This window comes from Streptomyces sp. NBC_00727, from assembly GCF_045161745.1.
In the GTDB taxonomy this organism is placed as follows: Bacteria; Actinomycetota; Actinomycetes; order Streptomycetales; family Streptomycetaceae; genus Streptomyces.
On the sequence record NZ_CP108981.1, the window covers coordinates 4,985,922 to 5,011,000 of the forward strand.

At 70.1% G+C, this 25,079-nt stretch carries 25 protein-coding genes; 20 read left to right on the forward strand and 5 right to left on the reverse strand.

Features of this window, described 5'->3' with window-relative positions; genetic code table 11:
• Positions 1 to 21: 21 nt before the first annotated feature.
• The 19 genes from thrB (at position 22) to OG242_RS22845 (ending at position 18,876) form a co-directional block, all read left to right on the forward strand.
• A complete protein-coding gene (gene thrB, locus OG242_RS22755) occupies positions 22 to 939 on the forward strand; it encodes a homoserine kinase (RefSeq protein WP_405899911.1) in 918 nt (305 codons plus the stop codon).
• Positions 940 to 1,343: 404 nt separating this feature from the next.
• Entirely contained in the window at positions 1,344 to 3,380 is a 2,037-nt protein-coding gene (gene rho, locus OG242_RS22760; RefSeq protein ID WP_405899912.1) for a transcription termination factor Rho, read from the forward strand.
• A gap of 352 nt (positions 3,381 to 3,732) precedes the next feature.
• On the forward strand, positions 3,733 to 4,833 hold the full coding sequence (locus OG242_RS22765) for an LCP family protein (protein WP_405899913.1): 1,101 nt from the start codon (positions 3,733 to 3,735) through the stop codon (positions 4,831 to 4,833).
• 144 nt (positions 4,834 to 4,977) lie between these two features.
• Complete coding sequence (gene rpmE, locus OG242_RS22770; protein WP_360860042.1) at positions 4,978 to 5,202, forward strand: 50S ribosomal protein L31; 225 nt, start codon at positions 4,978 to 4,980, stop codon at positions 5,200 to 5,202.
• Positions 5,203 to 5,355: 153 nt separating this feature from the next.
• Positions 5,356 to 6,432 (forward strand): peptide chain release factor 1, encoded by a 1,077-nt coding sequence (prfA, locus tag OG242_RS22775; protein ID WP_093706163.1) that lies wholly within the window; start codon positions 5,356 to 5,358, stop codon positions 6,430 to 6,432.
• A gap of 42 nt (positions 6,433 to 6,474) precedes the next feature.
• Positions 6,475 to 7,320 carry a peptide chain release factor N(5)-glutamine methyltransferase gene (gene prmC / locus OG242_RS22780; protein ID WP_093706161.1) on the forward strand — a complete coding sequence of 282 codons (846 nt, stop codon included), beginning with the start codon at positions 6,475 to 6,477 and terminating at the stop codon, positions 7,318 to 7,320.
• A gap of 55 nt (positions 7,321 to 7,375) precedes the next feature.
• Positions 7,376 to 8,023 (forward strand): L-threonylcarbamoyladenylate synthase, encoded by a 648-nt coding sequence (locus tag OG242_RS22785; protein ID WP_405899914.1) that lies wholly within the window; start codon positions 7,376 to 7,378, stop codon positions 8,021 to 8,023.
• Positions 8,020 to 8,661, forward strand: coding sequence for a protein-tyrosine-phosphatase (locus OG242_RS22790; RefSeq protein WP_405899915.1), 642 nt, complete (start codon positions 8,020 to 8,022; stop codon positions 8,659 to 8,661). The genes OG242_RS22785 and OG242_RS22790 overlap by 4 nt, the downstream gene beginning before the upstream one ends.
• A gap of 91 nt (positions 8,662 to 8,752) precedes the next feature.
• Positions 8,753 to 10,156: an MraY family glycosyltransferase gene (locus OG242_RS22795; protein WP_405899916.1), complete on the forward strand. Its 1,404-nt coding sequence runs from the start codon at positions 8,753 to 8,755 to the stop codon at positions 10,154 to 10,156.
• Positions 10,157 to 10,537: 381 nt separating this feature from the next.
• Entirely contained in the window at positions 10,538 to 10,981 is a 444-nt protein-coding gene (locus tag OG242_RS22800; RefSeq protein ID WP_405899917.1) for a hypothetical protein, read from the forward strand.
• Positions 10,982 to 11,192: 211 nt separating this feature from the next.
• Positions 11,193 to 12,029, forward strand: a complete 837-nt coding sequence (gene atpB / locus OG242_RS22805; protein ID WP_405901700.1) for a F0F1 ATP synthase subunit A — start codon at positions 11,193 to 11,195, stop codon at positions 12,027 to 12,029.
• Between the two features lie 75 nt (positions 12,030 to 12,104).
• Complete coding sequence (atpE, locus tag OG242_RS22810) at positions 12,105 to 12,335, forward strand: ATP synthase F0 subunit C (protein WP_030768902.1); 231 nt, start codon at positions 12,105 to 12,107, stop codon at positions 12,333 to 12,335.
• 42 nt (positions 12,336 to 12,377) lie between these two features.
• Positions 12,378 to 12,923, forward strand: coding sequence for a F0F1 ATP synthase subunit B (locus OG242_RS22815; protein WP_405899918.1), 546 nt, complete (start codon positions 12,378 to 12,380; stop codon positions 12,921 to 12,923).
• A complete protein-coding gene (locus OG242_RS22820; protein WP_405899919.1) occupies positions 12,920 to 13,735 on the forward strand; it encodes a F0F1 ATP synthase subunit delta in 816 nt (271 codons plus the stop codon). Before OG242_RS22815 ends, OG242_RS22820 begins: the two co-directional genes overlap by 4 nt.
• Before the next feature lie 137 nt (positions 13,736 to 13,872).
• Positions 13,873 to 15,444 carry a F0F1 ATP synthase subunit alpha gene (gene atpA, locus OG242_RS22825; RefSeq protein ID WP_405899920.1) on the forward strand — a complete coding sequence of 524 codons (1,572 nt, stop codon included), beginning with the start codon at positions 13,873 to 13,875 and terminating at the stop codon, positions 15,442 to 15,444.
• 3 nt (positions 15,445 to 15,447) lie between these two features.
• A complete protein-coding gene (locus OG242_RS22830) occupies positions 15,448 to 16,362 on the forward strand; it encodes a F0F1 ATP synthase subunit gamma (RefSeq protein ID WP_405899921.1) in 915 nt (304 codons plus the stop codon).
• Positions 16,362 to 17,804, forward strand: a complete 1,443-nt coding sequence (gene atpD, locus OG242_RS22835; RefSeq protein WP_405899922.1) for a F0F1 ATP synthase subunit beta — start codon at positions 16,362 to 16,364, stop codon at positions 17,802 to 17,804. Before OG242_RS22830 ends, atpD begins: the two co-directional genes overlap by 1 nt.
• 109 nt (positions 17,805 to 17,913) lie before the next feature.
• Positions 17,914 to 18,288 carry a F0F1 ATP synthase subunit epsilon gene (locus tag OG242_RS22840; protein WP_329028985.1) on the forward strand — a complete coding sequence of 125 codons (375 nt, stop codon included), beginning with the start codon at positions 17,914 to 17,916 and terminating at the stop codon, positions 18,286 to 18,288.
• Positions 18,289 to 18,429: 141 nt separating this feature from the next.
• Positions 18,430 to 18,876: a DUF2550 domain-containing protein gene (locus OG242_RS22845; RefSeq protein ID WP_405901701.1), complete on the forward strand. Its 447-nt coding sequence runs from the start codon at positions 18,430 to 18,432 to the stop codon at positions 18,874 to 18,876.
• A 272-nt stretch (positions 18,877 to 19,148) separates the two neighbouring features.
• Here OG242_RS22845 and OG242_RS22850 read toward each other — a convergent pair whose 3' ends face one another.
• The 3 genes from OG242_RS22850 to OG242_RS22860 all read right to left on the reverse strand — a co-directional run bounded on the left by OG242_RS22850 (position 19,149) and on the right by OG242_RS22860 (position 23,052).
• Entirely contained in the window at positions 19,149 to 21,038 is a 1,890-nt protein-coding gene (locus OG242_RS22850) for a glycosyl hydrolase family 18 protein (RefSeq protein WP_405899923.1), read from the reverse strand.
• 179 nt (positions 21,039 to 21,217) lie between these two features.
• Positions 21,218 to 21,868 (reverse strand): response regulator, encoded by a 651-nt coding sequence (locus OG242_RS22855; protein ID WP_405899924.1) that lies wholly within the window; start codon positions 21,866 to 21,868, stop codon positions 21,218 to 21,220.
• Entirely contained in the window at positions 21,868 to 23,052 is a 1,185-nt protein-coding gene (locus OG242_RS22860; RefSeq protein ID WP_405899925.1) for a sensor histidine kinase, read from the reverse strand. Before OG242_RS22860 ends, OG242_RS22855 begins: the two co-directional genes overlap by 1 nt.
• Positions 23,053 to 23,145: 93 nt before the next feature.
• Between OG242_RS22860 and OG242_RS22865 the strand changes: the two genes are divergently transcribed.
• Complete coding sequence (locus OG242_RS22865; protein WP_405899926.1) at positions 23,146 to 23,700, forward strand: hypothetical protein; 555 nt, start codon at positions 23,146 to 23,148, stop codon at positions 23,698 to 23,700.
• 24 nt (positions 23,701 to 23,724) lie between these two features.
• Here the strand turns inward: OG242_RS22865 and OG242_RS22870 are convergent, their stop codons facing one another.
• Positions 23,725 to 24,297, reverse strand: coding sequence for a cob(I)yrinic acid a,c-diamide adenosyltransferase (locus OG242_RS22870; protein WP_405899927.1), 573 nt, complete (start codon positions 24,295 to 24,297; stop codon positions 23,725 to 23,727).
• A 13-nt stretch (positions 24,298 to 24,310) separates the two neighbouring features.
• Positions 24,311 to 25,063 (reverse strand): ABC transporter permease, encoded by a 753-nt coding sequence (locus tag OG242_RS22875; RefSeq protein WP_405899928.1) that lies wholly within the window; start codon positions 25,061 to 25,063, stop codon positions 24,311 to 24,313.
• Positions 25,064 to 25,079: the final 16 nt, after the last annotated feature.

The window sequence follows — 25,079 nt, forward strand, 5'->3', positions numbered from 1 at the left end:
ACAAGGAGAGTCGTCACAGCGATGGCCGGTCCCGCCTTCCGAGCCGCCGCCGTCCGGGTGCGCGTCCCCGCGACCAGCGCCAACCTCGGCCCCGGTTTCGACGCCCTCGGCCTGTCGCTCGGCCTGTACGACGACGTCGTCGTCCGCGTCGCCGACTCCGGACTGCACATCGACATCGCCGGCGAGGGCGCGGACACCCTGCCCCGCGACGAGAAGCACCTGCTCGTACGGTCCCTGCGCACCGCCTTCGACCTGCTCGGCGGACAGCCCCGCGGCCTGGAGATCGTCTGCGCCAACCGCATCCCGCACGGGCGCGGCCTCGGCTCCTCCTCCGCCGCCATCTGCGCCGGGATCGTCGCCGCCCGCGCCGTGACGACCGGCGGTGACGCCCGCCTCGACGACGCGGCCCTGCTGGAGCTGGCCACCGAGATCGAGGGCCACCCCGACAACGTCGCGGCCTGCCTGCTCGGCGGATTCACGCTCGCCTGGATGGACGGGTCCTCCGCCCGCGCGATCCGGATGGATCCCGCTGATTCCATCGTTCCGGTGGTTTTCGTCCCCGGCAAGCCGGTGCTCACCGAGACCGCCCGCGGCCTCCTGCCGCGTACGGTCCCGCACGTCGACGCCGCCTTCAACGCCGGCCGGGCCGCCCTCCTCGTCGAGGCCCTGACCAGGCGCCCCGAGCTCCTGCTCACGGCCACCGAGGACCGGCTGCACCAGGACTACCGCGCGCCCGCAATGGCCGAAAGCGTCGAACTCGTCGGCCGGCTGCGCGCCGAGGGCGTCCCCGCGGTCATCTCCGGCGCGGGACCGACGGTGCTGGCCCTGGCCGAGGACGGCGCGGCCGACAAGGTCGCCGCGCTGGCGGGCGAGGGATGGGCGGCCAACCGGCTCGCTCTCGACGCCCGGGGCGCGAGCGTCCTGCCGCTGGCCGCGTAGCACGCGAGGCTGCTGGCCGAGAAGTGATTGCCGGTGAGGGAGAGGGGGAATGTTTGTTGGAGCCGGTAGTGTTAACCTCAAGTCTGCAACCGACGTCCATGAGGCGCGTTGCTTCGTGTCCCCTTCGGGACCACCATTTCTTCCGGGAGCCTCCCCAACTGCCTGAGCAGCCTGCCTGAGCAGTTGCGAGCACGCTCCGGAACCGGCACGACACCCCTCGCTCGTCCAGGAGTGGGCCGAGCAGGGGGATGCTCGCGCCGGGCCCCAGCACACCCCATCCCTCCGCCGTTCCATCCGGCGGACCACCGCCCCGGCACGGGCCGCACCAACCGAGGACCGCAGCCGGACAGCACAACCGGTCGCCGAGCCAGAAGGCCGACGTCCGCTCCAGGGAAGGACCCTTCGTGAGCGACACCACCGATCTGATGGGCGTGACTGCCGACAAGAGCGTCGACAGCGCCGCGCCCGCCGAAGGTGCTGCCACTGGCACCACCGCACGGCGCCGCCGCTCCGGCACCGGCCTTGAGGGCATGGTCCTGGCCGAGCTGCAGCAGGTCGCGTCCGGCCTCGGTATCAAGGGCACCGCGCGGATGCGCAAGAGCCAGCTGATCGAGGTCATCAAGGAGACCCAGGCCGGCGGCGGCTCCTCCGCCCCCAAGGCCAAGGCCTCCGCGGCCCCCGCCGAAGCGGCGGAGACCAAGCCGAAGCGCCGCGCCACCTCCAAGGCGCGCACCGGCGCGGCCGACGAGACCGCCGCCGAGCCCGCCGACAAGGCCGCGGCCCAGCAGCAGATCGACATCCCGGGCCAGCCGGCCAGCGACGACCAGCCCGCGGGCGAGCGCCGTCGCCGCCGTGCCACCGCCCAGGCGGGCAGCCCGGAGAGCAAGCCGGACGCCAAGGCGCAGACCAAGGACCGCGCCCAGGACGAGCCGAAGCAGGACCAGAAGCACGAGGCGCCCGCCGAGGACCGCTCCGACGCCAAGGCCGAGGCCGGTGCCGACAACGCCGAGGGGCGTCGCGGCGACCGCCAGGACCGCGGCCAGCGCGGTGACCGGGGCGACCGCGGCGAGCAGCGCCGGGACCGCCAGCGCGACCGCCAGCGCGGCAAGGGCGACGACCAGCAGGGCGGCCGGCGCCAGAGCGGCGGCGGCGGCCAGAGCCAGGGCGGCAACAACGGCCCCCAGGACGACGGCTTCGACGACGAGGGCGGCCGCCGTGGCCGGCGCGGGCGCTACCGCGACCGCCGGGGCCGTCGCGGACGCGACGACTTCGCGAGCGACGCCCCGCCCGTCACCGACGACGACGTCCTGATCCCCGTCGCGGGCATCCTGGACATCCTCGACAACTACGCGTTCATCCGGACCTCCGGCTACCTGCCCGGCCCGAACGACGTGTACGTCTCGCTCGCCCAGGTCCGCAAGAACGGCCTGCGCAAGGGCGACCACGTCACCGGTGCCGTGCGCCAGCCCAAGGACGGCGAGCGCCGCGAGAAGTTCAACGCGCTGGTCCGCCTCGACTCGGTCAACGCCGGAGCGCCCGAATCCGGCCGCGGCCGTCCCGAGTTCCAGAAGCTGACCCCGCTCTACCCGCAGGACCGGCTCCGTCTGGAGACCGACTCCAACATCCTGACGACGCGGATCATCGACCTGGTCGCCCCCATCGGCAAGGGCCAGCGCGGTCTGATCGTGGCCCCGCCGAAGACCGGTAAGACCATGATCCTGCAGGCCATCGCCAACGCGATCACGGTCAACAGCCCCGAGTGCCACCTGATGGTCGTCCTCGTCGACGAGCGTCCGGAAGAGGTCACCGACATGCAGCGGTCGGTGAAGGGCGAGGTCATCTCCTCGACCTTCGACCGCCCCGCCGAGGACCACACCACCGTCGCCGAGCTGGCCATCGAGCGCGCCAAGCGCCTCGTCGAGCTGGGTCACGACGTGGTCGTCCTGCTGGACTCGATCACCCGCCTGGGACGCGCGTACAACCTCGCCGCCCCGGCCTCCGGCCGCATCCTGTCCGGTGGTGTCGACTCGACCGCGCTCTACCCGCCGAAGCGCTTCTTCGGTGCCGCGCGCAACATCGAGGACGGCGGCTCGCTGACCATCCTGGCCACCGCGCTCGTCGAGACCGGCTCGCGCATGGACGAGGTGATCTTCGAGGAGTTCAAGGGCACCGGCAACATGGAGCTCAAGCTCGACCGCAAGCTCTCCGACAAGCGGATCTTCCCGGCGGTGGACGTCGACGCGTCCTCCACCCGCAAGGAGGAAATCCTGCTCGGCAGCGAGGAGTTGGGGATCGTCTGGAAGCTGCGCCGGGTGCTGCACGCGCTCGACCAGCAGCAGGCCATCGAGCTCCTGCTGGACCGGATGAAGAAGACCCAGTCCAACGCGGAGTTCCTGCTCCAGATCCAGAAGACCACGCCGGCCCCGGGCAACAACGACTAGTCGTCGCCCCTCCGGCAGGCACACAGGGCCGCCCCCGCACTCCGGTGCGGGGGCGGCCCTGTGCCGTACGCCGTTGCCGTTCCGAGACCTTCGCCACACGGCCGCCCGCGCGCGCGGCCTCGTACGACCGTTGTACGAGCCACGAAACCGCAGGTGAACGCCGGAGCGCGGGCCGTCCGCGCGCCCGCGCGAGGCGTTCCGCGCTCATCCGGAGGCCACAGCCGCCTGTGCAACCCTTCTTGTCGCCGCCGCGTCGTACCCATGAGTGACGAACAAGCGCGACAAAGCGGCACACAGACCCGCTCGCCACTGCAGGGGGTAGCCGGAAGCAGCCGACGGAACGAGGAGAGCGATGAGCGACCGAAGCGGGAGCAGCAGCCGAATACGGGCCACCGGCAAGCGCCGGAGGAAGCCGTCCCGCCGCCGCAGGGCCTCGCGCATAGCCGTCTGGAGCCTGGCCGGTGCCGTCGTCGTCGGCGGAGCGGGGCTCGGATACGCGTACGTGCACCTCAACGGCAACCTCAAGGCCGTCGACATCAACACCGCGCTCGGCAAGGACCGCCCCGAGAACGTCGACAACGGCTCGGAGGACATCCTCGTCCTCGGTTCCGACTCCCGCTCCGGCGCGAACGGCGAGTACGGCGCCGACGAGGGCGCGGCCCGCTCGGACACCGCGATGATCGTCCACGTCAACAAGGGCCACAAGTCCGCGAGTGTGGTCTCCGTCCCGCGCGACACCCTCGTCACCCGGCCCGACTGCACCGGCGACGTCAGCGGCGAGCCCGTGCCCGGGCAGCAGCGCGCCATGTTCAACACGGCGTACGAGGTCGGCGGGCCGGCCTGCGCGGTCAAGACCGTCGAGTCGATGTCCGGCATCCGCATGGACCACTACATCGAGGTCGACTTCACCGGCTTCAAGAAGCTCGTCGACAAGCTCGGCGGCGTCGGGATCACCACCACCGAGGCGATCGACGACCCCAAGAGCCACCTCGACCTCGCGCCCGGCACCCACACCCTGGACGGCGAGCAGTCCCTCGGCCTCGTACGCACCCGCAAGAGCGTCGGCGACGGCAGCGACCTCGGCCGCATCCAGCTCCAGCAGGCGTTCATCAAGGCGCTGATGCAGCAGGTCAAGAGCGTGGGCGTGTTCAACGGCAGCAAGCTCTACGGGATCGCCGACACCGCCACCAAGGCCATCACCACCGACTCCGACCTGGGCTCGGTCACCGAGCTCGCCGGCTTCGCGAAGGGCCTCAAGGGGCTCGGCTCGGACGACGTCAGCATGGTGACCCTGCCCGTCCAGTACGACCCCGCGGACCCCAACCGCGTCGTCCCGCTGGAGAGGGCCGACAAGCAGGTCTGGGACGCACTGAACGCCGACAGGCCGATCCCCGCCTCCGCGACGAAGCAGTCGGCGGGCGACAAGGGCGACGCGGGCAAGATCGTCCGCTGAGCCGAAGCGCCGGGGGAATACCCGGCCGTCCACCCTCGTTTTGGGAGATACGGCCGGTCCTGGCAGACTGGTACGTCGGCCCCGGTTCACGGACGCGCAATCCGCGCGTACGACCCGGTGCCCTCCCGAACCTAGGAGACACCCTTGAAGCGCGAAATCCACCCCCAGTACGTCGAGACGCAGGTCAGCTGCACCTGTGGCGCGTCGTTCACCACCCGCTCCACGCTGGACAGCGGCACCATCCGTGCCGAGGTCTGCTCCGAGTGCCACCCGTTCTACACGGGCAAGCAGAAGATCCTCGACACCGGTGGCCGTGTGGCCCGCTTCGAGGCCCGCTTCGGCAAGGGCGCCAAGGCCGCCGGCAAGTAGCGAGCCGTCCGCGCCGGTCCGCGGCGCCCTCTTTCCCGGGGGCGCCGCGACCGGCGTTTTTTTCCGGTCCGGGCACGGGGTCTCCGTACCCCGGCCCCGGCAGGCAACCCACCGGCCGGCAGGCACGACGAGCGAAGGAACCAGGAGCCCGAGATGTTCGAGGCGGTCGAGGAACTGATCGGCGAGCACGCCGATCTCGAGAAGCAGCTCGCCGACCCCGCGGTCCACGCCGACCAGGGCAACGCGCGCAAGCTCAACAAGCGCTACGCGGAGCTGACCCCGATCGTCGCGACGTACCGCTCCTGGAAGCAGTCCGGCGACGACATCGAGACCGCCCGCGAGTTCGCCGCCGACGACCCCGACTTCGCCGCCGAGGTCAAGGACCTGGAACAGCAGCGCGAGGAGCTCACCGAGAAGCTGCGCCTCCTGCTCGTCCCCCGCGACCCCAGCGACGACAAGGACGTGCTCCTGGAGATCAAGGCCGGGGCGGGCGGTGACGAGTCCGCGCTGTTCGCCGGCGATCTGCTGCGCATGTACCTGCGCTACGCCGAGCGCGTCGGCTGGAAGACCGAGATCATCGACTCCACCGAGTCCGAGCTCGGCGGCTACAAGGACGTCCAGGTCGCCGTGAAGACCAAGGGCGGCAACGGTGCCACCGAGCCCGGCCAGGGCGTCTGGGCCCGGATGAAGTACGAGGGCGGCGTGCACCGCGTGCAGCGCGTGCCCTCCACCGAGTCCCAGGGCCGCATCCACACCTCCGCCGCCGGCGTCCTCGTGACGCCCGAGGCCGAGGAGGTCGACGTCGAGATCCACGCCAACGACCTGCGCATCGACGTCTACCGCTCCTCGGGCCCCGGCGGCCAGTCCGTCAACACGACCGACTCCGCCGTGCGCATCACCCACCTGCCCACCGGCGTCGTCGCCTCCTGCCAGAACGAGAAGAGCCAGCTCCAGAACAAGGAGCAGGCCATGCGCATCCTGCGCTCCCGGCTCCTCGCCGCCGCCCAGGAGGCCGCCGAGCAGGAGGCTTCGGACGTACGTCGCAGCCAGGTGCGTACGGTCGACCGGTCCGAGAAGATCCGGACGTACAACTTCCCGGAAAACCGGATCTCGGACCACCGCGTGGGCTTCAAGGCGTACAACTTGGACCAGGTGCTCGACGGCGACCTCGACGCGGTGATCCAGGCGTGCGTCGACGCCGACTCCGCGGCCAAGCTCGCCGCCGCCTGAGCCCGCCGCCCGCCCCGCTCTGAACCCGTACGGAGAACCGCGATGAACCTGCTGCTCGCCGAGGTGGCCCAGGCCACCCAGCGGCTGGCCGACGCCGGTGTTCCCTCACCGAGATTCGATGCCGAGGAACTCGCCGCGTTCGTGCACGGCGTCAAGCGGGGCGAGCTGCACAACGTGCCGGACGCCGACTTCGACGCCCGCTACTGGGAGACGATCGCCCGCCGCGAGGCCCGCGAACCCCTCCAGCACATCACCGGACGCGCCTTCTTCCGCTACCTGGAGCTCCAGGTCGGACCCGGCGTCTTCGTGCCCCGCCCCGAGACCGAGTCGGTCGTCGGCTGGGCCATAGACGCCGTCCGCGCGATGGACGTCGTCGAGCCGCTGATCGTCGACCTGTGCACCGGCTCCGGCGCCATCGCCCTCGCCATGGCCCAGGAGGTCCCGCGCTCCCGCGTGCACGCCGTGGAGCTCTCCGAGGACGCCCTGAAGTGGACCCGGAAGAACGCCGAGAACTCCCGCGTCACCGTCCACCGCGGCGACGCGCTCAGCGCCCTGCCCGAGCTGGACGGCCAGGTCGACCTGGTCATCTCCAACCCCCCGTACATCCCGCTCACCGAGTGGGAGTACGTGGCGCCCGAAGCCCGCGACCACGACCCCGAGATGGCGCTGTTCTCCGGCGAGGACGGCCTCGACACCATCCGCGGCATCGAGCGCACCGCGCACCGCCTGCTGCGCCCCGGCGGCCTCGTCGTCATCGAGCACGCCGACACCCAGGGCGGCCAGGTGCCCTGGATCTTCACCGAGGAGCGGGGCTGGGCCGACGCGGCAGACCACCCCGACCTCAACCGGCGCCCCCGCTTCGCCACGGCCCGCAAGGCGATGCCGTGACCGGGGCCGTCCACCCGTACCAGCCCTACCCGTACACGCTTGAGGAGGCCGGCTGATGGCACGGCGATACGACTGCAACGACGCGACGGACCGCGCGACGGGGCTGCGCGAAGCCGCGTCGGCCGTCCGCCGCGGCGAACTCGTCGTGCTGCCCACCGACACCGTGTACGGGATCGGCGCGGACGCCTTCAGCTCCGAGGCCGTCGGCGACCTCCTGGAGGCCAAGGGCCGGGGCCGCAACATGCCCTCGCCGGTCCTCATCGGCTCCCCGAACACCCTGCACGGCCTGGTCACCGACTTCTCCGAGCAGGCCTGGGAGCTCGTCGACGCCTTCTGGCCGGGCGCCCTGACGCTCGTCGCCAAGCACCAGCCCTCGCTGCAGTGGGACCTCGGCGACACCCGGGGCACGGTCGCCGTCCGGATGCCGCTGCACCCGGTCGCCATCGAGCTGCTCACCGAGACCGGCCCGATGGCCGTCTCCAGCGCCAACCTCACCGGCCACCCCTCGCCGGAGACCTGCGACGCCGCCCAGGAGATGCTCGGCGACTCGGTCTCCGTCTACCTCGACGGCGGCCCGACCCCCGGCATCGTGCCGTCCTCGATCGTCGACGTCACCGGCAAGGTGCCCGTCCTGCTGCGCGCCGGGGCGCTCTCGGCCGAGGAGCTGCGCAAGGTGGTACCCGACCTCGAGGTGGCCAATTGACCGCCCCCGAGGGGCGTGGCATAGCGGGGCTGCCCGACACTTTCCGCATCCTCCACGTCAGCACCGGCAACGTCTGCCGCTCGCCGATCACCGAGCGGCTGACCCGGCACGCCCTGGTGCACCGGCTCGGCGACCCCCTCCAGGGCGGGCTGATCGTGGAGAGCGCCGGCACCTGGGGTCACGAGGGCGCCCCGATGGAGGCCAACGCCGAAGTGGTGCTCGCCGACTTCGGCGCCGACGCCACCGGGTTCACCGGCCGTGAGCTGCTGGACGAGCACGTGATCCGCGCCGATCTCGTGCTCACCGCCACCCGCGACCACCGCGCCCAGGTCATCTCCATGGGCCACTCCGCCGGACTGCGTACGTTCACGCTCAAGGAGTTCACCCGGCTCGTCCGGGCCATAGACCCGGCGACCCTTCCCGACGCCGGCGAGGAGGGCGTCGTCGAGCGCGCCCGCGCCCTGGTCCGGGCCGCCGCCGCCCTGCGCGGCTGGCTGCTCGCGCCCACCGCGGAGGCCGACGAGGTCTACGATCCGTACGGCGCCCCGATCACGTTCTTCCGGTCCATCGGCGACGAGATCAGCCAGGCGCTGGACCCGGTCGTCACCGCGCTGACCGGCGTCTCCGAGCCCCGCTGACCTCCTCCGCGCAACCATCGCGGCGGGTTCCGTGTCCTCAACCATGGGACCGACGTAGTTAAGGTGTGGGCTGAGATGGCCGGCGATATTTGTGGGGCAGCCCGTGCGTGATTACTTGCTGACACTCTGTGTCACGGCCGCTGTGACCTATCTGCTCACCGGTCCGGTGCGCAAGTTCGCCATCGCGGTCGGGGCGATGCCCGCGATCCGCGCGCGCGACGTCCACCGCGAACCGACCCCGAGGCTCGGCGGCATCGCCATGTTCGGCGGGCTGTGCGCGGGGCTGATCGTCGCCAACCACCTGGCCAACCTCGACGGCGTCTTCGAGCTGTCCAGCGAACCGCGCGCACTGCTCTCCGGGGCGGCGCTGATCTGGCTGATCGGCGTCCTGGACGACAAGTTCGAGATCGACGCCCTGATCAAGCTCGGCGGGCAGATGCTGGCCGCCGCCGTCATGGTCCTCCAGGGCCTCACCATCCTGTGGCTGCCGATCCCGGGCGTCGGCACCGTGGCCCTCACCCCGTGGCAGGGCACGCTGCTCACCGTGGCGCTGGTCGTCATCACGATCAACGCGGTCAACTTCGTGGACGGTCTGGACGGGCTCGCGGCCGGCATGGTGCTCATCGCCGCCGCCGCGTTCTTCCTGTACACCTACCGGCTCTGGTACGGGCACACCATCGAGGCCGCCGCCCCGGCGACGCTCTTCGCGGCGATCCTGATGGGCATGTGCCTCGGCTTCCTGCCGCACAACATGCACCCCGCGCGGATCTTCATGGGCGACTCGGGTTCGATGCTCATCGGCCTGGTGCTCGCGGCCGGCGCGATCTCGGTGACCGGGCAGGTCGACCCGGACACCATGAAGATCTTCGAGGGCAGTGAGCGCCAGGCGACCCACGCGATGCTCCCGGTGTTCATCCCGCTGCTGCTGCCGCTGACCATCATCGCCATCCCGGCGGCGGACCTGGTGCTGGCGATCGTGCGGCGCGCCTGGAACGGCCAGTCGCCCTTCGCGGCGGACCGGGGCCACCTGCACCACCGGTTGCTCAACATCGGCCACTCGCACAGCCGGTCGGTGCTGATCATGTACTTCTGGTCGGCGCTGATCGCCTTCGGCGCGGTGGGGTACTCGGTGCACTCGACGTCGATGTGGATCGTCCTGGTCATCGTGGGCCTGAGCGCGCTGGGCCTGATCCTGCTGCTGATGCCCCGCTTCACCCCGCGCGCCCCGCGCTGGGCGGAGAGCTTCGTGCCGCCGCGCTACCGCCGCAGACGGCGTCGGGGGGAGGAACCGGGGGCCGCGGAGAGCCATGAGGCGCCCGCTGAGGCCGCCGAGGGCCCCCAGGCGGCCCCGGACACCCAGAAGGGGCAGGAGGAACGCGAGCCCGCCCCACAGGCCCCGCTGGCCGCAGGCGTATCGGGCGCCAACGGGGCAACCGCGATCGGCTCCCGCTCACGCTTCGCGGACCGACGCAAGGCCGGCTCCACGCACCGCTGAGCCGACAGCGCTTCCGGGTAAGGCACTTGGTGCCCGCGGGGGAGCGCCGCTTGTCTCATGTAGCTCGTGGGAGCGCACACGTGCTGCGCGATGTTGACTGGGGCTGCGGCCCTGGATTCCGCACGGAAATAAGCCCCCATTACAGGACAATCCGCCGTCACGGGCGCTCACGCGCGCAGGTTCACACTCAGGTGTGATGGCAACCACACTTTCTTGGTAAAGACCTCATCAAATAGTTTGTGATACCGTTCACGAACCCGGTGGTTGAGCCGAAGGGCCTGAGTAACGCGGTCCATTGGACCGAAAGGCATCGACTCGATCCGGCCCTACGCTCGTCCCCTGACGACAGATCGCCCACCCCCCTTCAAGCGGAGCTGCCCCATGCCGTCCAGCGACGTCCGGACTCTCCTTCACGCCGCCGTGCCCACCGCTGCCGCCGGCGCCATCGCCGCCGCGGTCAGCGCGGGCGTTGCCGGCGGCAAGGGGGCTCTGGGAGCGGTCGTCGCGACGGTCGTGGTCATCGTCTTCATGGGGATCGGCCTCATGGTCCTGCAGCGGACCGCCAAGTCCCTGCCGCACCTCTTCCAGGCCATGGGGCTGATGCTCTACACGGCTCAGCTGCTCCTGCTCTTCATCTTCGTCGCGGCGTTCAAGAACACCACGGCGTTCAACCCGAAGGCCTTCGCCCTCACGCTGGTCGTGACGACCCTCGTGTGGATCGGGGCGCAGGCGCGTGCGCACATGAAGGCCAAGATCCTTTACGTGGAGCCCGAGTCGGAGTCCGACAAGAGCGAGAAGCCCAACAAATCAGGGCCTCGATCGTGAAGGGTAGGGGCGGGATAAAGGCGAGTTCAGGACCCTGCTATCGTCCGGTTCCAACTGCGGCACTGCGGGCGCGTGCATGTGAGCTGACGCCTGCTCGATCGCGAGGCTCACATGCCTGACTGCCGCTCACACATCCGAAACACCAGTCCAGTGCCGAACCGCGGCTGTGCGCCGCGCCGACACAACGAGGTTGCCGTACCTATGCGCCACGCTGAAGGAGCCCGCGGTGAGTGCTGACCCGACACAGGTGCTCGCCTTCGAGACCGATTGCCACATCTTCGACGGTTGTGGTTTCCCGGCACCCGGCCTGCACTCGTTCCTGTTCGAACCCCTCTGGGGCGACGCGGACAGCAACCTGTACTTCAACAAGCCGATGCTGCTGGCCCTGCTCGGCTCGATCGTCATCGTCGGTTTCTTCTGGGCCGCCTTCCGCAAGCCGAAGGTCGTCCCGGGCAAGCTGCAGATGGTCGCCGAGACGGGATACGACTTCATCCGCCGCGGCATCGTCCACGAGACGATCGGCAAGCGCGAGGGCGAGAAGTACGTACCGCTCGTCGTCTCGCTGTTCTTCTTCGTCTGGATGATGAACCTCTGGTCGATCATCCCGGTCGCCCAGTTCCCGGTGACGTCGATCATCGCGTACCCGGCGGTGCTGGCGGCGATCGTGTACATCGTCTGGGTCAGCCTGACGTTCAAGCGGCACGGTTTCGTCGGGGCGTTCAAGAACTTCACGGGCTACGACAAGTCGCTCGGTCCGGTCGCGTACCTGGCCGCCGCGATCGAACTGTTCTCGAACCTGCTGGTGCGGCCCTTCACCCACGCGGTCCGACTGTTCGCGAACATGTTCGCCGGCCACACGCTGCTGCTGCTGTTCACGCTCGCCAGCTGGTACCTGCTCAACGGCATCGGGTTCGCCTATGCCGGCGTGTCCTTCGTGATGACCATCGTGATGACCGCCTTCGAGCTCTTCATCCAGGCGCTGCAGGCGTACGTTTTCGTGCTCCTGACCTGCACCTACATCCAGGGCGCGCTCGCCAAGCACCACTGAGCATCCCGCGCTCCGACCCTGAAGTCGTCCGGTGGCCAACCCCCACCGGTCCGTGAAAGAGAAGGAAGAACTGGCATGTCCCAGACCCTTGCTGCCGTCACCGGCTCCCTCGGCTCCATCGGTTACGGCCTCGCCGCCATCGGCCCCGGCGTCGGCGTCGGCATCATCTTCGGTAACGGCACCCAGGCCCTCGCCCGTCAGCCCGAGGCTGCCGGCCTGATCCGCGCCAACCAGATCCTCGGCTTCGCCTTCTGTGAGGCGCTCGCCCTCATCGGTCTGGTCATGCCGTTCGTCTACGGCCCGTGATCTTCGGATCCACGACCAGCCCACTAGACGAAAGGCACTGATGTGAGCCAGTTGCTTACGGTCGCTGCGGAGGAGATGGAAAACCCTCTCATCCCGCCGATCCCCGAGCTCGTCATCGGCCTCATCGCCTTCCTCATCGTCTTCGGCTTCCTCGCCAAGAAGCTCCTCCCGAACATCAACAAGGTTCTGGAAGAGCGCCGCGAGGCCATCGAAGGCGGTATCGAGAAGGCCGATGCGGCCCAGACCGAGGCCCAGAGCGTTCTTGAGCAGTACAAGGCTCAGCTCGCCGAGGCCCGCCACGAAGCCGCTCGTATGCGCCAGGAGGCGCAGGAGCAGGGCGCCGTGATCCTGCAGGAGATGCGCGCCGAGGGCCAGCGCCAGCGCGACGAGATCCTCGCCGCCGGCCACGCCCAGATCGAGGCCGACCGCAAGGCGGCCGCCGCCGCGCTGCGCCAGGACGTGGGCAAGCTCGCCACCGACCTGGCCGGCAAGCTCGTCGGCGAGTCCCTGGAGGACCACGCCCGGCAGAGTGGCACCGTCGACCGCTTCCTCGACGAGCTCGAGGCGAAGGCCGAGGCCGTCCGATGAACAGCGCGAGCCGCGAGGCACTGGCTGCCGCACGCGAGCGTCTCGACGCGCTGACCGACAACACGTCGGTCGACGCGGCGAAGCTCGCCGAGGACCTGGCCGGCGTCACGGCGCTGCTGCACCGCGAGGTGTCGCTGCGCCGGGTCCTGACCGACCCGGCGCAGCCGGGCGAGGCCAGGGCCGAGCTGGCAGGCCGCCTGCTCGGCGGCCAGGTGGGCGGCGAAGCCGTCGATCTGGTCTCCGGCATGGTCCGCTCGCGCTGGTCGCAGTCGCGTGACCTGGTCGACTCGGTCGAGGAACTGGCGAACACCGCCGACCTCACCGCCGCCCAGCGCAGCGGCGACCTGGACGACGTCGAGGACGAGCTCTTCCGGTTCGGCCGCATCGTCGCCTCGGACACCGGTCTGCGCGCCGCGCTCACCAGCCGGACCGCGACCCCCGCCGCCAAGGGCGAGCTGCTCCGCAGCCTGCTCGGCGGCAAGGTGCGGCCCACCACCGAGCGCGTCGTCGTGCGGCTTGTCACCCAGCCGCGTGGACGTAGCCTGGAAGCGGGACTCGACTCCCTCTCCAAGCTCGCCGCGGAGCGCCGGGAGCGCATGGTCGCGATCGTCACCTCGGCGGTGCCGCTCAGCGACCGGCAGAAGCAGCGCCTGGGCGCGGCCCTGGCGAAGATCTACGGCCGGCAGATGCACCTGAACCTCGACGTGGACCCCGCGGTCCTCGGCGGGATCGCGGTGCGGGTCGGCGACGAGGTCATCAACGGCACCATCGCGGACCGCCTCGACGAGGCGACCCGCCGCATGGCCGGCTGACACAAGCGCAGCGCAACAGAACAGAGCAGGACCAGCGGCCCGGTTGGGCCGTGCAGAAACTGCAGAAGATTCCTGGGGGTCGGCCCCCAGACCCCCTTAAGAAACTTCGGGCCCAACAAGGAGAGCAGGGAACCCAGATGGCGGAGCTCACGATCCGGCCGGAGGAGATCCGGGACGCGCTGGAGAACTTTGTCCAGTCGTACAAGCCGGACGCGGCCTCGCGCGAGGAGGTCGGTACGGTCAGCGTTGCCGGCGACGGCATCGCGAAGGTGGAGGGCCTGCCCTCCGCCATGGCGAACGAGCTGCTGAAGTTCGAGGACGGCACCCTCGGTCTCGCCCTCAACCTCGAGGAGCGCGAGATCGGTGCGATCGTCCTCGGCGAGTTCAGCGGCATCGAGGAGGGCCAGCCGGTGCAGCGCACCGGTGAGGTGCTCTCCGTCGGCGTCGGCGAGGGTTACCTCGGCCGCGTCGTCGACCCGCTCGGCAACCCGATCGACGGTCTCGGCGAGATCGCGACCGACGGCCGCCGCGCCCTCGAGCTGCAGGCCCCTGGCGTCATGGTCCGCAAGTCGGTGCACGAGCCGATGCAGACCGGCTACAAGGCCGTCGACGCGATGGTGCCGATCGGCCGCGGCCAGCGTCAGCTGATCATCGGCGACCGCCAGACGGGCAAGACCGCCCTGGCCGTCGACACGATCATCAACCAGCGCGACAACTGGCGCTCGGGCGACGTGAACAAGCAGGTGCGCTGCATCTACGTCGCCATCGGTCAGAAGGGCTCCACCATCGCCTCCGTGCGCGGTGCCCTCGAAGAGGCCGGCGCGCTCGAGTACACGACCATCGTCGCCGCCCCGGCGTCCGACCCGGCCGGCTTCAAGTACCTGGCGCCGTACACCGGCTCGGCCATCGGTCAGCACTGGATGTACTCCGGCAAGCACGTCCTGATCATCTTCGACGACCTCTCGAAGCAGGCCGACGCCTACCGCGCCGTGTCCCTGCTGCTGCGCCGTCCGCCGGGCCGCGAGGCCTACCCGGGCGACGTCTTCTACCTCCACTCGCGTCTGCTGGAGCGCTGCGCCAAGCTCTCCGACGACATGGGTGCCGGTTCGATGACGGGCCTCCCGATCGTCGAGACCAAGGCGAACGACGTGTCGGCGTTCATCCCGACCAACGTCATCTCCATCACCGACGGCCAGTGCTTCCTGGAGTCCGACCTGTTCAACGCCGGTCAGCGTCCGGCTCTGAACGTCGGTATCTCGGTCTCCCGCGTCGGCGGCTCCGCCCAGCACAAGGCCATGCGCCAGGTGTCCGGCCGGCTCCGCGTGGACCTCGCCCAGTACCGCGAGCTGGAGGCGTTCGCCGCCTTCGGTTCCGACCTGGACGCGGCCTCGAAGGCCTCGCTGGAGCGCGGTAAGCGCATGGTCGAGCTGCTGAAGCAGCCGCAGTACGCCCCGTTCCCGGTCGAGGAGCAGGTCGTCTCCGTCTGGGCCGGCACCAACGGCAAGATGGACGACGTCCCGGTCGAGGACATCCGCCGCTTCGAGTCGGAGCTGCTGGAGTACCTGCGCCGCGAGCGCAAGGACCTCCTCACCAGCATCCGCGAGGGCGCCAAGATGTCCGACGACACGCTGCAGGCGATCGCCGACGCCGTCGCCGCCTTCAAGCAGCAGTTCGAGACCTCGGACGGCAAGCTCCTGGGCGAGGGCTGATCGATGGGCGCTCAGCTTCGCGTTTACAAGCGCCGCATCCGCTCCGTCACCGCCACGAAGAAGATCACCAAGGCGATGGAGATGATCGCCGCCTCGCGCATCGTCAAGGCGCAGCGCCAGGTGGCGGCGTCGACGCCGTACGCGACCGAGCTCACCCGTGCGGTGACCGCGGTGGCGGGCGGCTCCACCACCAAGCACCCGCTGACCACCGAGGCCGAGTCCCCGGCCCGGGCCGCGATCCTGCTCGTCACGAGCGACCGCGGTCTGGCCGGCGGTTACTCCTCCAACGCCATCAAGGCCGCGGAGAAGCTGACCGAGCGGCTGCGCGGTGAGGGCAAGGAGGTCGACACGTACGTGATCGGCCGCAAGGGTGTGGCCTACTACGGGTTCCGCGAGCGCAAGGTCGCGGACTCGTGGACCGGCTTCACCGACAGCCCGACGTACGCGGATGCCAAGCGGGCGGCTGCCCCGCTGATCGAGGCGGTTTCCAAGGAGACCGCCGAGGGCGGCGTCGACGAGCTGCACATCGTCTTCACGGAGTTCGTGTCGATGATGACGCAGAACCCGGTCGACGACCGGATGCTGCCGCTCAGTCTCGGTGCCACGGAGCAGGAGGACGGCAAGGGCGAGATCCTGCCGCTCTTCGACTTCGAGCCGTCGGCGGAGGACGTCCTCGACGCCCTGCTTCCGCGGTACGTCGAGAGCCGTATCTACAACGCGCTGCTGCAGGCCGCTGCTTCCGAGCACGCCGCCCGCCGCCGCGCGATGAAGTCGGCCACCGACAACGCCGGTGAGCTCATCAAGACGCTCTCCCGGCTTGCCAACGCGGCCCGCCAGGCCGAAATCACCCAGGAAATCAGCGAGATCGTCGGTGGTGCCAGTGCGCTGGCCGACGCGACCGCGGGGAGTGACAAGTAATGACGACCACAGTTGAGACGGCCGTTGCCACGGGCCGCGTCGCCCGGGTCATCGGCCCGGTCGTCGACGTGGAGTTCCCCGTCGACGCGATGCCGGAGATCTACAACGCGCTGACCGTCGAGGTGGCCGACCCGGCCGAGGACGGCAAGCTCAAGACGCTGACGCTCGAGGTCGCCCAGCACCTCGGTGACGGCGTGATCCGCGCGATCTCGATGCAGCCCACCGACGGTCTGGTCCGCCAGGCCCCGGTGACCGACACGGGCACGGGCATCACCGTCCCCGTCGGTGACATCACCAAGGGCAAGGTGTTCAACACCCTCGGCCAGATCCTGAACAAGCCCGAGGCCGAGGCCGAGGTCACCGAGCGCTGGCCGATCCACCGCAAGGCGCCCAACTTCGACCAGCTCGAGTCCAAGACCGAGATGTTCGAGACCGGCGTCAAGGTCATCGACCTCCTCACCCCGTACGTCAAGGGTGGAAAGATCGGTCTGTTCGGTGGTGCCGGTGTCGGCAAGACCGTGCTGATCCAGGAGATGATCTACCGCGTCGCCAACAACCACGACGGTGTGTCGGTGTTCGCGGGCGTCGGTGAGCGTACCCGTGAGGGCAACGACCTCATCGAGGAGATGGCCGAGTCCGGCGTCATCGACAAGACGGCGCTCGTCTTCGGCCAGATGGACGAGCCGCCGGGGACCCGTCTCCGCGTCGCCCTGGCCGGTCTGACCATGGCGGAGTACTTCCGCGATGTGCAGAAGCAGGACGTGCTCTTCTTCATCGACAACATCTTCCGGTACACCCAGGCCGGCTCCGAGGTGTCCACCCTGCTCGGCCGTATGCCGTCCGCGGTGGGTTACCAGCCGAACCTGGCCGACGAGATGGGTCTGCTCCAGGAGCGCATCACGTCGACCCGCGGTCACTCGATCACCTCGATGCAGGCGATCTACGTCCCCGCGGACGACCTGACCGACCCGGCGCCGGCGACCACCTTCGCCCACCTCGACGCGACGACGGTTCTCTCCCGTCCGATCTCCGAGAAGGGCATCTACCCGGCCGTGGACCCGCTGGACTCGACGTCCCGCATCCTCGACCCGCGGTACATCGCGGCGGACCACTACGCGGCCGCCATGCGTGTCAAGGGGATCCTGCAGAAGTACAAGGACCTCCAGGACATCATCGCGATCCTCGGTATCGACGAGCTGGGCGAGGAGGACAAGCTCGTTGTCCACCGTGCCCGTCGCGTCGAGCGCTTTCTGTCGCAGAACACCCACGTCGCCAAGCAGTTCACCGGCGTGGACGGTTCGGACGTTCCGCTCGAGGAGTCGATCGCCGCGTTCAACTCGATCTGTGACGGGGAGTACGACCACTTCCCCGAGCAGGCGTTCTTCATGTGCGGTGGCATCGAGGACCTGAAGGCCAACGCCAAGGAGCTCGGCGTCTCCTGAGCCCCCGGCTCACCGAGGGGGGCGGGTGCGTCCCGTCCCCCTCACCACGCCCCGTAGAATTGACCCAACACCCGGCACGACCGCCGGGTGGTGACCCGAGGAGCCACCCTTGGCTGCTGAGCTGCACGTCGAGCTGGTCGCCGCGGACCGCAGTGTCTGGTCCGGCGAGGCCACCCTGGTCGTCGCGCGCACCACGTCCGGCGACATCGGCGTCATGCCCGGTCACCAGCCGCTTCTGGGTGTGCTGGAATCGGGCCCGGTGACGATCCGTACGAGCGACGGCGGTACCGTCGTCGCCGCGGTGCACGGCGGTTTCATCTCGTTCGCGGACGACAAGCTCTCGCTTCTCGCCGAGATCGCCGAGCTTGCCGACGAGATCGATGTCCAGCGCGCCGAGCGTGCGCTGGAACGTGCGAAGTCGGACACGGACGCCGTTTCCGAGCGGCGCGCCGAAGTGCGACTGCGTGCGGTGGCGGCACACTAGCCACCTCACGACATGGATTCACCCTCAGCCGCGGCCCGTGCCGGAGACCCCTCCGGACCGTGTCGCGGCTGAGGCGATGCAGATGCAGGTGAAGTTCCGGGCGGTATCCGTTAACTCGAAGACGCGAGGAGGTCGGTGGAGATGTTCCTCGCGCTGTGGGTGGGCGGGCTGGTCGTCGCACTGGTGGCAGTGGGACTTTTCGTCTTCGGTCTGCGCCGGCGGCTGATCCAGCGCTCGGGCGGGACCTTCGACTGCAGCCTGCGGTGGAACGTACCCGAGGAGCCCGACCTGTCCGGCAAGGGCTGGGTGTACGGCGTCGCCCGGTACAGCGGCGACAGGGTGAACTGGTTCCGGGTCTTCAGCTACTCGCCGCGTCCGCGCCGGGTGCTCGAGCGGTCCGCGATCGAGGTCGTCGCCCGTCGCATGCCGGAGGGCGAGGAGGAGCTTGCGCTGCTCTCCGACGCCATCGTGCTCGGCTGTCTCCACCGGGAGACCCGCCTGGAGCTGGCGATGAGCGAGGACGCGCTGACCGGTTTCCTCGCCTGGCTGGAGGCGGCCCCTCCCGGCCAGAGGGTCAACGTCGCCTAGGAGGCGTCGGCCGGCCGGCTCGTGATCGCCGGACGGACCCGGGTCGGCATCAGGTCCAGGAAGCGGTCCGGTTCCCGGCGCTCACCCGGGCCATCGCGGAGGGGGCCTTCGAGCCGAGCGGCACCGAGACGCTCGACTTCGGCCTCGACGGCATCCTGGACGGTGTCCAGGCGATGATCGACGAGGCGTCCGCGTAGGGGAACGCCGAAAACCGGGGAGACAGGGGGCGGACCTGTCTCCCCGGCGTCTTTCGGGGGGTTGAGCCTCGGTCGTTACTTGAGACCGTTGTTCATCGCGCTCACGAGCTCACCGTTGCTGGTGTCCCCGCTGAACTCCCAGAAGAACGCGCCTCCCAGGCCCTGGTTCTTGGCCCAGGTCATCTTGGAGCCGATGGTGGCGGGGGTGTCGTAGCTCCACCAGTTGGTGCCGCAGTGCGCGTACGCGGTGCCGGCGATGGTGCCGGTGGTGGGGCAGCTGTTCTTGAGGACCTTGTAGTCCTCGATGCCCGCCTCGTACGTGCCGGGGGCGGCGCCGGTGGCGGTGCCGCCGGGCGCGTCCTGGGTGACGCCGGTCCAGCCGCGGCCGTAGAAGCCGATGCCGAGCAGCAGCTTGGAGGCCGGGACGCCCTGCGCCTTCAGCTTGGCGATCGCGTCGGCGGAGTTGAAGCCGGCCTGCGGGATGCCGCTGTAGGAGGTGAGGGGGGAGTGCGGGGCGGTCGGGCCCTTCGCGTCCCAGGCGCCGAAGAAGTCGTACGTCATCACGTTGTACCAGTCGAGCGACTTCGCGGCACCCGCGTAGTCGGCCAGGTCGATCTTGCCGCCGGCCGAGCCGTCGGCCGTGATGGCCGCGGTGACCAGGTTGTTGCTGCCGAACTTGGTACGCAGCGCCGAGGTGATGTTCTTCAGCGCGGCCGGGCCGCTGGTGTCACAGGTCAGACCGCAGGCGTTGGGGTACTCCCAGTCGATGTCGATGCCGTCGAAGACATCGGCCCACCGCGGGTCCTCGACCAGGTTGTAGCAGGACTCGGCGAACGCGGCCGGGTTCTGGGCCGCCTGGCCGAAGCCGCCGGACCAGGTCCAGCCGCCGAAGGACCACAGGACCTTGATGTGCGGGTACTTCGCCTTGAGCTTGCGCAGCTGGTTGAAGCTGCCGCGCAGCGGCTGGTCCCAGGTGTCGGCGACGCCGTCGACGGACTTGTCGGCGGTGTACGCCATGTCGTAGTCGGCGTACGAGTCGCCGATGGTGCACTTGCCGCCCTGGACGTTGCCGAAGGCGTAGTTGATGTGCGTGATCTTCGCGGCCGAACCGGAGGTGTCCAGGTTCTTGACGTGGTAGTTCCGGCCGTAGACGCCCCAGTCGGTGAAGTAACCGAGGTTGACCTTGTCGCCGGTCTCGTTGCCGCCGTCGTCACCGCCACCGCCGCCGGTGGTGTGGACCTTGACCGCGCCGCTGACCGGGCCGGTCTGGTCGGCGGTGTCACGCGCCTGCACGGTGTACGAGTAGTCGGTGCCGGCGCTCAGGCCGGTGTTGGTGTACGTGGTGCCGGTGACCGTGGCGACGACCGCGCCGTCCCGCAGGACGTCGTAGTTCTTGATGCCCTTGTCGTCGGTGGCCGCGGCCCAGCTGAGCTTCGCCGAGGTGTCGGTGATGTTGCTCGCCGTCGGTGTGCCCGGCGCCGAGGGGGCGTTGTCGCCGGGAACGGTCGGGCCGCCGTCGCAGGAGGCGCCGTTCAGCGTGCAGTTGGTGGCGGCGCCGCTGCCGGAGCCGGTGCCGTTGAAGCCGAAGGAGACGCTGGCGCCGGGGGCGATGGTGCCGTTCCAGCCGACGTTCTTGGCGGTCCAGTGGTTACCCGTGTGGGTGACGGTGGCGTCCCAGGCGGAGCCGACTCCGGTGCCGCTGGGGAAGTCCCACTCGATGGACCAGGAGCTGAGGGAGGTGGAGCCGGTGTTCTTCACCGTCCACTGGCCCTCGAAGCCGCTGCCCCAGTCGGACTTCTTGAGGTACGTGGCGGTGGCGGAGGTCGCCGCCTCGGCGGGGGAGGCCATGGCGACCATGGCGGCGAGGGGAAGGAGCAGTGCGGTGAGGCCCGCGACGGCTCTGGTTCTGGTGGCTTGACCGGACCCGAGTCTGAATCGGGTCCGGCGGGGGGTCTCAGTGCTCAACGGTGCTCCTCGGGTGAGGTCCGGACATACGGGGTGGTCCGTGAACTGCAACCCTGCGCCGCCCAGAGCCCGCGTTTGTCATGGCAGGCTCACCGCAGTGTGTTCGGTGAGATTAGGAAGGTCTGGACCAATCGTCAAGAGGTCCAGACCAAAGTTCGTGGCTGCCCGCTGAATAAACCTCAGACGCCCAACTCCTGCGCCAGCACGGCCGCCTGGACCCGGCTGCGCAGCTCCAGCTTCCCCAGCAACCGGCTGACGTGCGTCTTCGCCGTCGCCTCCGCCATGGAGAGCCGCGCCGCGATCTCCGCGTTCGACAACCCCTCGCCCAAGCACCCGAGCACTTCCCGCTCACGCCTCGTCAGCGTCTCCAGCACCGAGGCGTCCGGAGCCTCCGCAGGGCGTACCGGGGAAGCCCCCGCGAACTCCGCGATCAGCCGGCGCGTCACGGCCGGCGCGATCAGCCCCTCGCCGCGCGCCACCGTACGCACCGCGTCGAGCAGCCCGGCCGCCTCGGTGTCCTTCAGCAGAAAGCCCGACGCCCCGGCCCGCAGCGCGCCGAACACGTACGCGTCCAGGTCGAACGTCGTCAGCACCAGCACGTCCGCCAGCCCCTCCTCCGTCACCTGCCGGGTGGCCGAAACCCCGTCCAGGCGCGGCATCTGTACGTCCATCAGCACCAGGTCCGGCCGTAGCTCCCGGGCCAGCCGCACCGCCTCCTCGCCGTCACCGGCCTCCCCGACGACCTCGATGTCCGGCGCGCTGCCCAGAATGAGCACCAGCCCCGCCCGTACCGCCGTCTGGTCCTCCGCGACCAGCACCCGGATCGTCATCAACCCACCGCTCCTTCGTCCACGGGCAGCTCCGCCCGCACCCGCCAGATCCCGTCCACCGGCCCCGCCCCGAACTCCCCGCCGAGCAGCGCCACCCGTTCCCGCATCCCCACCAGACCGGCCCCCGACCCCGGCGCGCGCGGCCCCGGCCGGTCGCCGAGCACGCTGCTCACCTCCACCGTCAGCCGCCGCCCCGCCTGCCCGAGCCGCACCGTGACGGGGCCCGGCGCCGCGTGCTTGAGGGCGTTGGTCAGGGACTCCTGCACGATGCGGTACGCGGCCAGCTCGACCGGCGCCGGCAAGGGCTCCGGCCCGTCCCGGGTGTCCTCCAGGACGCAGGTCAGCCCGCCGGCCGCCGCGTTCGCGCGCTGCTGCCCGACCAGGGCGTCCAGCGAGCCGAGCGTCGGTGAGCTGCTGGGCTCCGGATCGGCCGCCCCGGTGCGCAGCAGCCCGATCAGACGGCGCATTTCGGCCAGACCGTCGACGCTGTTCTCCCGGATCACCCCCAGCGCGTTGCGCGAGGTCTCCGGGTCGTCGATGGAGAGCGCCGCGGTGGAGTGGATGGCGATCGCGGACAGGTGGTTGGCGACCAGGTCGTGCAGCTCGCGCGCCATCCGGGCCCGCTCGGCGGTCACCGCCTGGGTGCGGTCCATCTCGGCGAGCAGGGCGGTCTGGTCGGCGCGCAGCCGGGCGGCCTCGGCGGCGTCCCGGTGGTTGCGGACGCTGACACCGGTGAGGGCGGGCACGAAGACCACGAGGGCGGTGACGATGCCGATGAGCAGGGCCTCGGGATCGCGGAACCAGGCGAGCGAGCCGACGGTGACGACGAGGGAGATCAGGAAGGTGATCACCGGGATGCGGCGGGCGGCCGCCGGGGTCCCGTACAGCACCGCCGCGTACATGACGTCGGTGTACATCGCCACGGTCGCCAGGTTGCCGTGGGTGCACTGGTCCGCGACGAGGGCGACGGTGCCCACGGCCAGGGCGGTGCGCGGCGCGGTCCTGCGGAGCAGCTCCGCCGCCGACACCACGACGAGCGGGATCAGCGGCAGACGGGTGTCCCCGAGGACGTTACCGGTCCGCATATAGAGGTTCAGCAGCCACAGCACCAGGCCGCCGAGCAGCCCGAAGACCGCGATGAGCACGTCGTCGCGGTGGGGGCGGGGCAGGCGGAGAGTCGGCACTACATCGAAGTATGCAGTCGGGTTTCGTCATCGGGGCCGATGATCCGGGCCGGGGCGGCGGCCAGGCTGGAAGGGAGCGAAGAGGAGCGGACCGTGATCGTCACATTGATCGTCGCCTGCGAGATCGCCTTCTGGGTGCTGCTGGCCGTCGGACTGGCGCTGCGCTACGGGGCGCGCAGGCCGCGTCTGGGCGCGGCCGTGCTGCTGTGCGAACCGGTGCTGGAGCTCGTCCTGCTCGCGGTCACCGCCGTCGACCTGAAGAACGGCGCGGAGCCCGACTGGAAGCACGGCCTCGCCGCGGTCTACGTCGGCTTCACGGCCGGCCTCGGGCACTCCACCGTCAAGTGGGTGGACGCCCGGGTCGCGCACCGCTTCGCCGGCGGCCCGCCCCCGGTGAAGCCGCCGAAGTACGGCAAGGCGCGGGCGGTGCACGAGTGGAAGGTCGCCGGCCGGTGGACCGTGGCCGCGGCGACCGCGCTGGCGCTGCTCCAGGCGGCCGCCTGGTACGTCGGGGGAGACGGGGACGTGACCTCGCTGCGGTCCTGGCAGCGCACGATGCTCCTGGTCATCGGGATCAACCTGGTGATCGCGGCGAGCTACACGGTGTTCCCGAAACAGGAGCCCCGTAAGGCCCCGTCCGCGAGGTGAGCCCTCGCGGACGGGGTCCTGGGATCAGCGCTCGCCGCCCGGCACCCACAGCACGTCGCCGACCTCCTTGTTGGCCACCCGGGCCAGGATGAACAGCAGGTCCGAGAGGCGGTTGAGGTAGGTCGCCGTCAGCGGGTTCATCACCTCGCCGTGCACCTCCATCGCGGCCCAGGTGGACCGCTCGGCGCGCCGGACCACCGTGCACGCCTGGTGCAGCAGCGCGGCGCCCGGCGTACCGCCCGGAAGGATGAAGCTGCGGAGCTTCTCCACCTGCTCCAGGTAGTGGTCGCAGTCGCCCTCCAGCTTGTCGACGTACGACTGCTCCACCCGCAACGGCGGGTACTTGGGGGCTTCGACGACCGGCGTGGACAGGTCCGCGCCCACGTCGAACAGGTCGTTCTGCACGCGGACGAGGACCTTCACGACGTCCTCGTCCAGCTGCCCGAGGGCGATCGCGGTGCCGATGACCGCGTTGGCCTCGTTGGCGTCGGCGTACGCGGAGATCCGCAGATCGGTCTTGGCGGTGCGGCTCATGTCGCCGAGGGCGGTGGTGCCGGTGTCGCCGGTACGGGTGTAGATGCGCGTCAGATTGACCATGCGGCCAGCCTAGTTACGCCCCGGCCCTCCGGAAGACACGTGTGCCCACCGTCACGGCCAGCGCCGCGAAGCCCAGGGCGACCAGGGCCCCGTACAGCATGTGCGCGGTGGCGTACGTGCCCACGTACGCGTCCCGGACCGCGTCCACCAGGTAGCGGAACGGCGTGAAGTGCGAGAGCACGTCCAGCCACTTCGGGCCGAGCGTCATCGGCAGCATCAGGCCGGACAGCAGCATGGCCGGCATCGTGAGCGAGTTGATGACGGGGCCGAACTCCTGCGGCGTGGAGACCCGCATCGCCAGCGCGTACGAGAGCGAGGCCAGCGAGACCGTCAGCAGGCCGACGAAGACGAAGCCGATCAGCACCCCGGCCAGCGGCGCCCGCAGCCCCATCAGTACGGCGACGACCACCAGCAGTGCCGCCTGGAACACGAACAGCAGCGCGTCCCGCAGCACCCGGCCGAGCAGCAGGGCCGCCCGGCTGACCGGGGTCACCCGCATCCGCTCGACCACCCCGGTCGACTTGTCGATGATGAGGCCGAACCCCGTGAACGAGGCGCCGAACAGGCCGAGCTGGAGCAGCAGTCCGGGCACCAGGATCTGCCAGGAGTCGACGTCGTCCCGTCCGAGCGGCAGCTCGGTGAGCAGGGGTCCGAAGAAGAGCAGGTAGAGCAGGGGCATCAGGATGCCGAAGAGGATCTGGAATCTGGAGCGCAGGGTCTGGCGGGCGTAGCGCCCGAAGATGAGCGCGGTGTCGTGCAGCAGCATGGGTGTCCCGAGAGGT

Coding starts and splice junctions, on each gene's coding strand:
- atpE (WP_030768902.1), top strand. CDS start 12,105: ATGTCCCAGACCCTTGCTGCCGTCACCGGCTCCCTCGGCTCCATCGGT.
- OG242_RS22875 (WP_405899928.1), bottom strand. CDS start 25,063: ATGCTGCTGCACGACACCGCGCTCATCTTCGGGCGCTACGCCCGCCAG.
- OG242_RS22845 (WP_405901701.1), top strand. CDS start 18,430: ATGTTCCTCGCGCTGTGGGTGGGCGGGCTGGTCGTCGCACTGGTGGCA.
- atpA (WP_405899920.1), top strand. CDS start 13,873: ATGGCGGAGCTCACGATCCGGCCGGAGGAGATCCGGGACGCGCTGGAG.
- OG242_RS22830 (WP_405899921.1), top strand. CDS start 15,448: ATGGGCGCTCAGCTTCGCGTTTACAAGCGCCGCATCCGCTCCGTCACC.
- OG242_RS22820 (WP_405899919.1), top strand. CDS start 12,920: ATGAACAGCGCGAGCCGCGAGGCACTGGCTGCCGCACGCGAGCGTCTC.
- OG242_RS22800 (WP_405899917.1), top strand. CDS start 10,538: ATGCCGTCCAGCGACGTCCGGACTCTCCTTCACGCCGCCGTGCCCACC.
- prmC (WP_093706161.1), top strand. CDS start 6,475: ATGAACCTGCTGCTCGCCGAGGTGGCCCAGGCCACCCAGCGGCTGGCC.
- OG242_RS22765 (WP_405899913.1), top strand. CDS start 3,733: ATGAGCGACCGAAGCGGGAGCAGCAGCCGAATACGGGCCACCGGCAAG.
- thrB (WP_405899911.1), top strand. CDS start 22: ATGGCCGGTCCCGCCTTCCGAGCCGCCGCCGTCCGGGTGCGCGTCCCC.
- prfA (WP_093706163.1), top strand. CDS start 5,356: ATGTTCGAGGCGGTCGAGGAACTGATCGGCGAGCACGCCGATCTCGAG.
- OG242_RS22855 (WP_405899924.1), bottom strand. CDS start 21,868: ATGACGATCCGGGTGCTGGTCGCGGAGGACCAGACGGCGGTACGGGCG.
- OG242_RS22785 (WP_405899914.1), top strand. CDS start 7,376: ATGGCACGGCGATACGACTGCAACGACGCGACGGACCGCGCGACGGGG.
- OG242_RS22870 (WP_405899927.1), bottom strand. CDS start 24,297: ATGGTCAATCTGACGCGCATCTACACCCGTACCGGCGACACCGGCACC.
- atpD (WP_405899922.1), top strand. CDS start 16,362: ATGACGACCACAGTTGAGACGGCCGTTGCCACGGGCCGCGTCGCCCGG.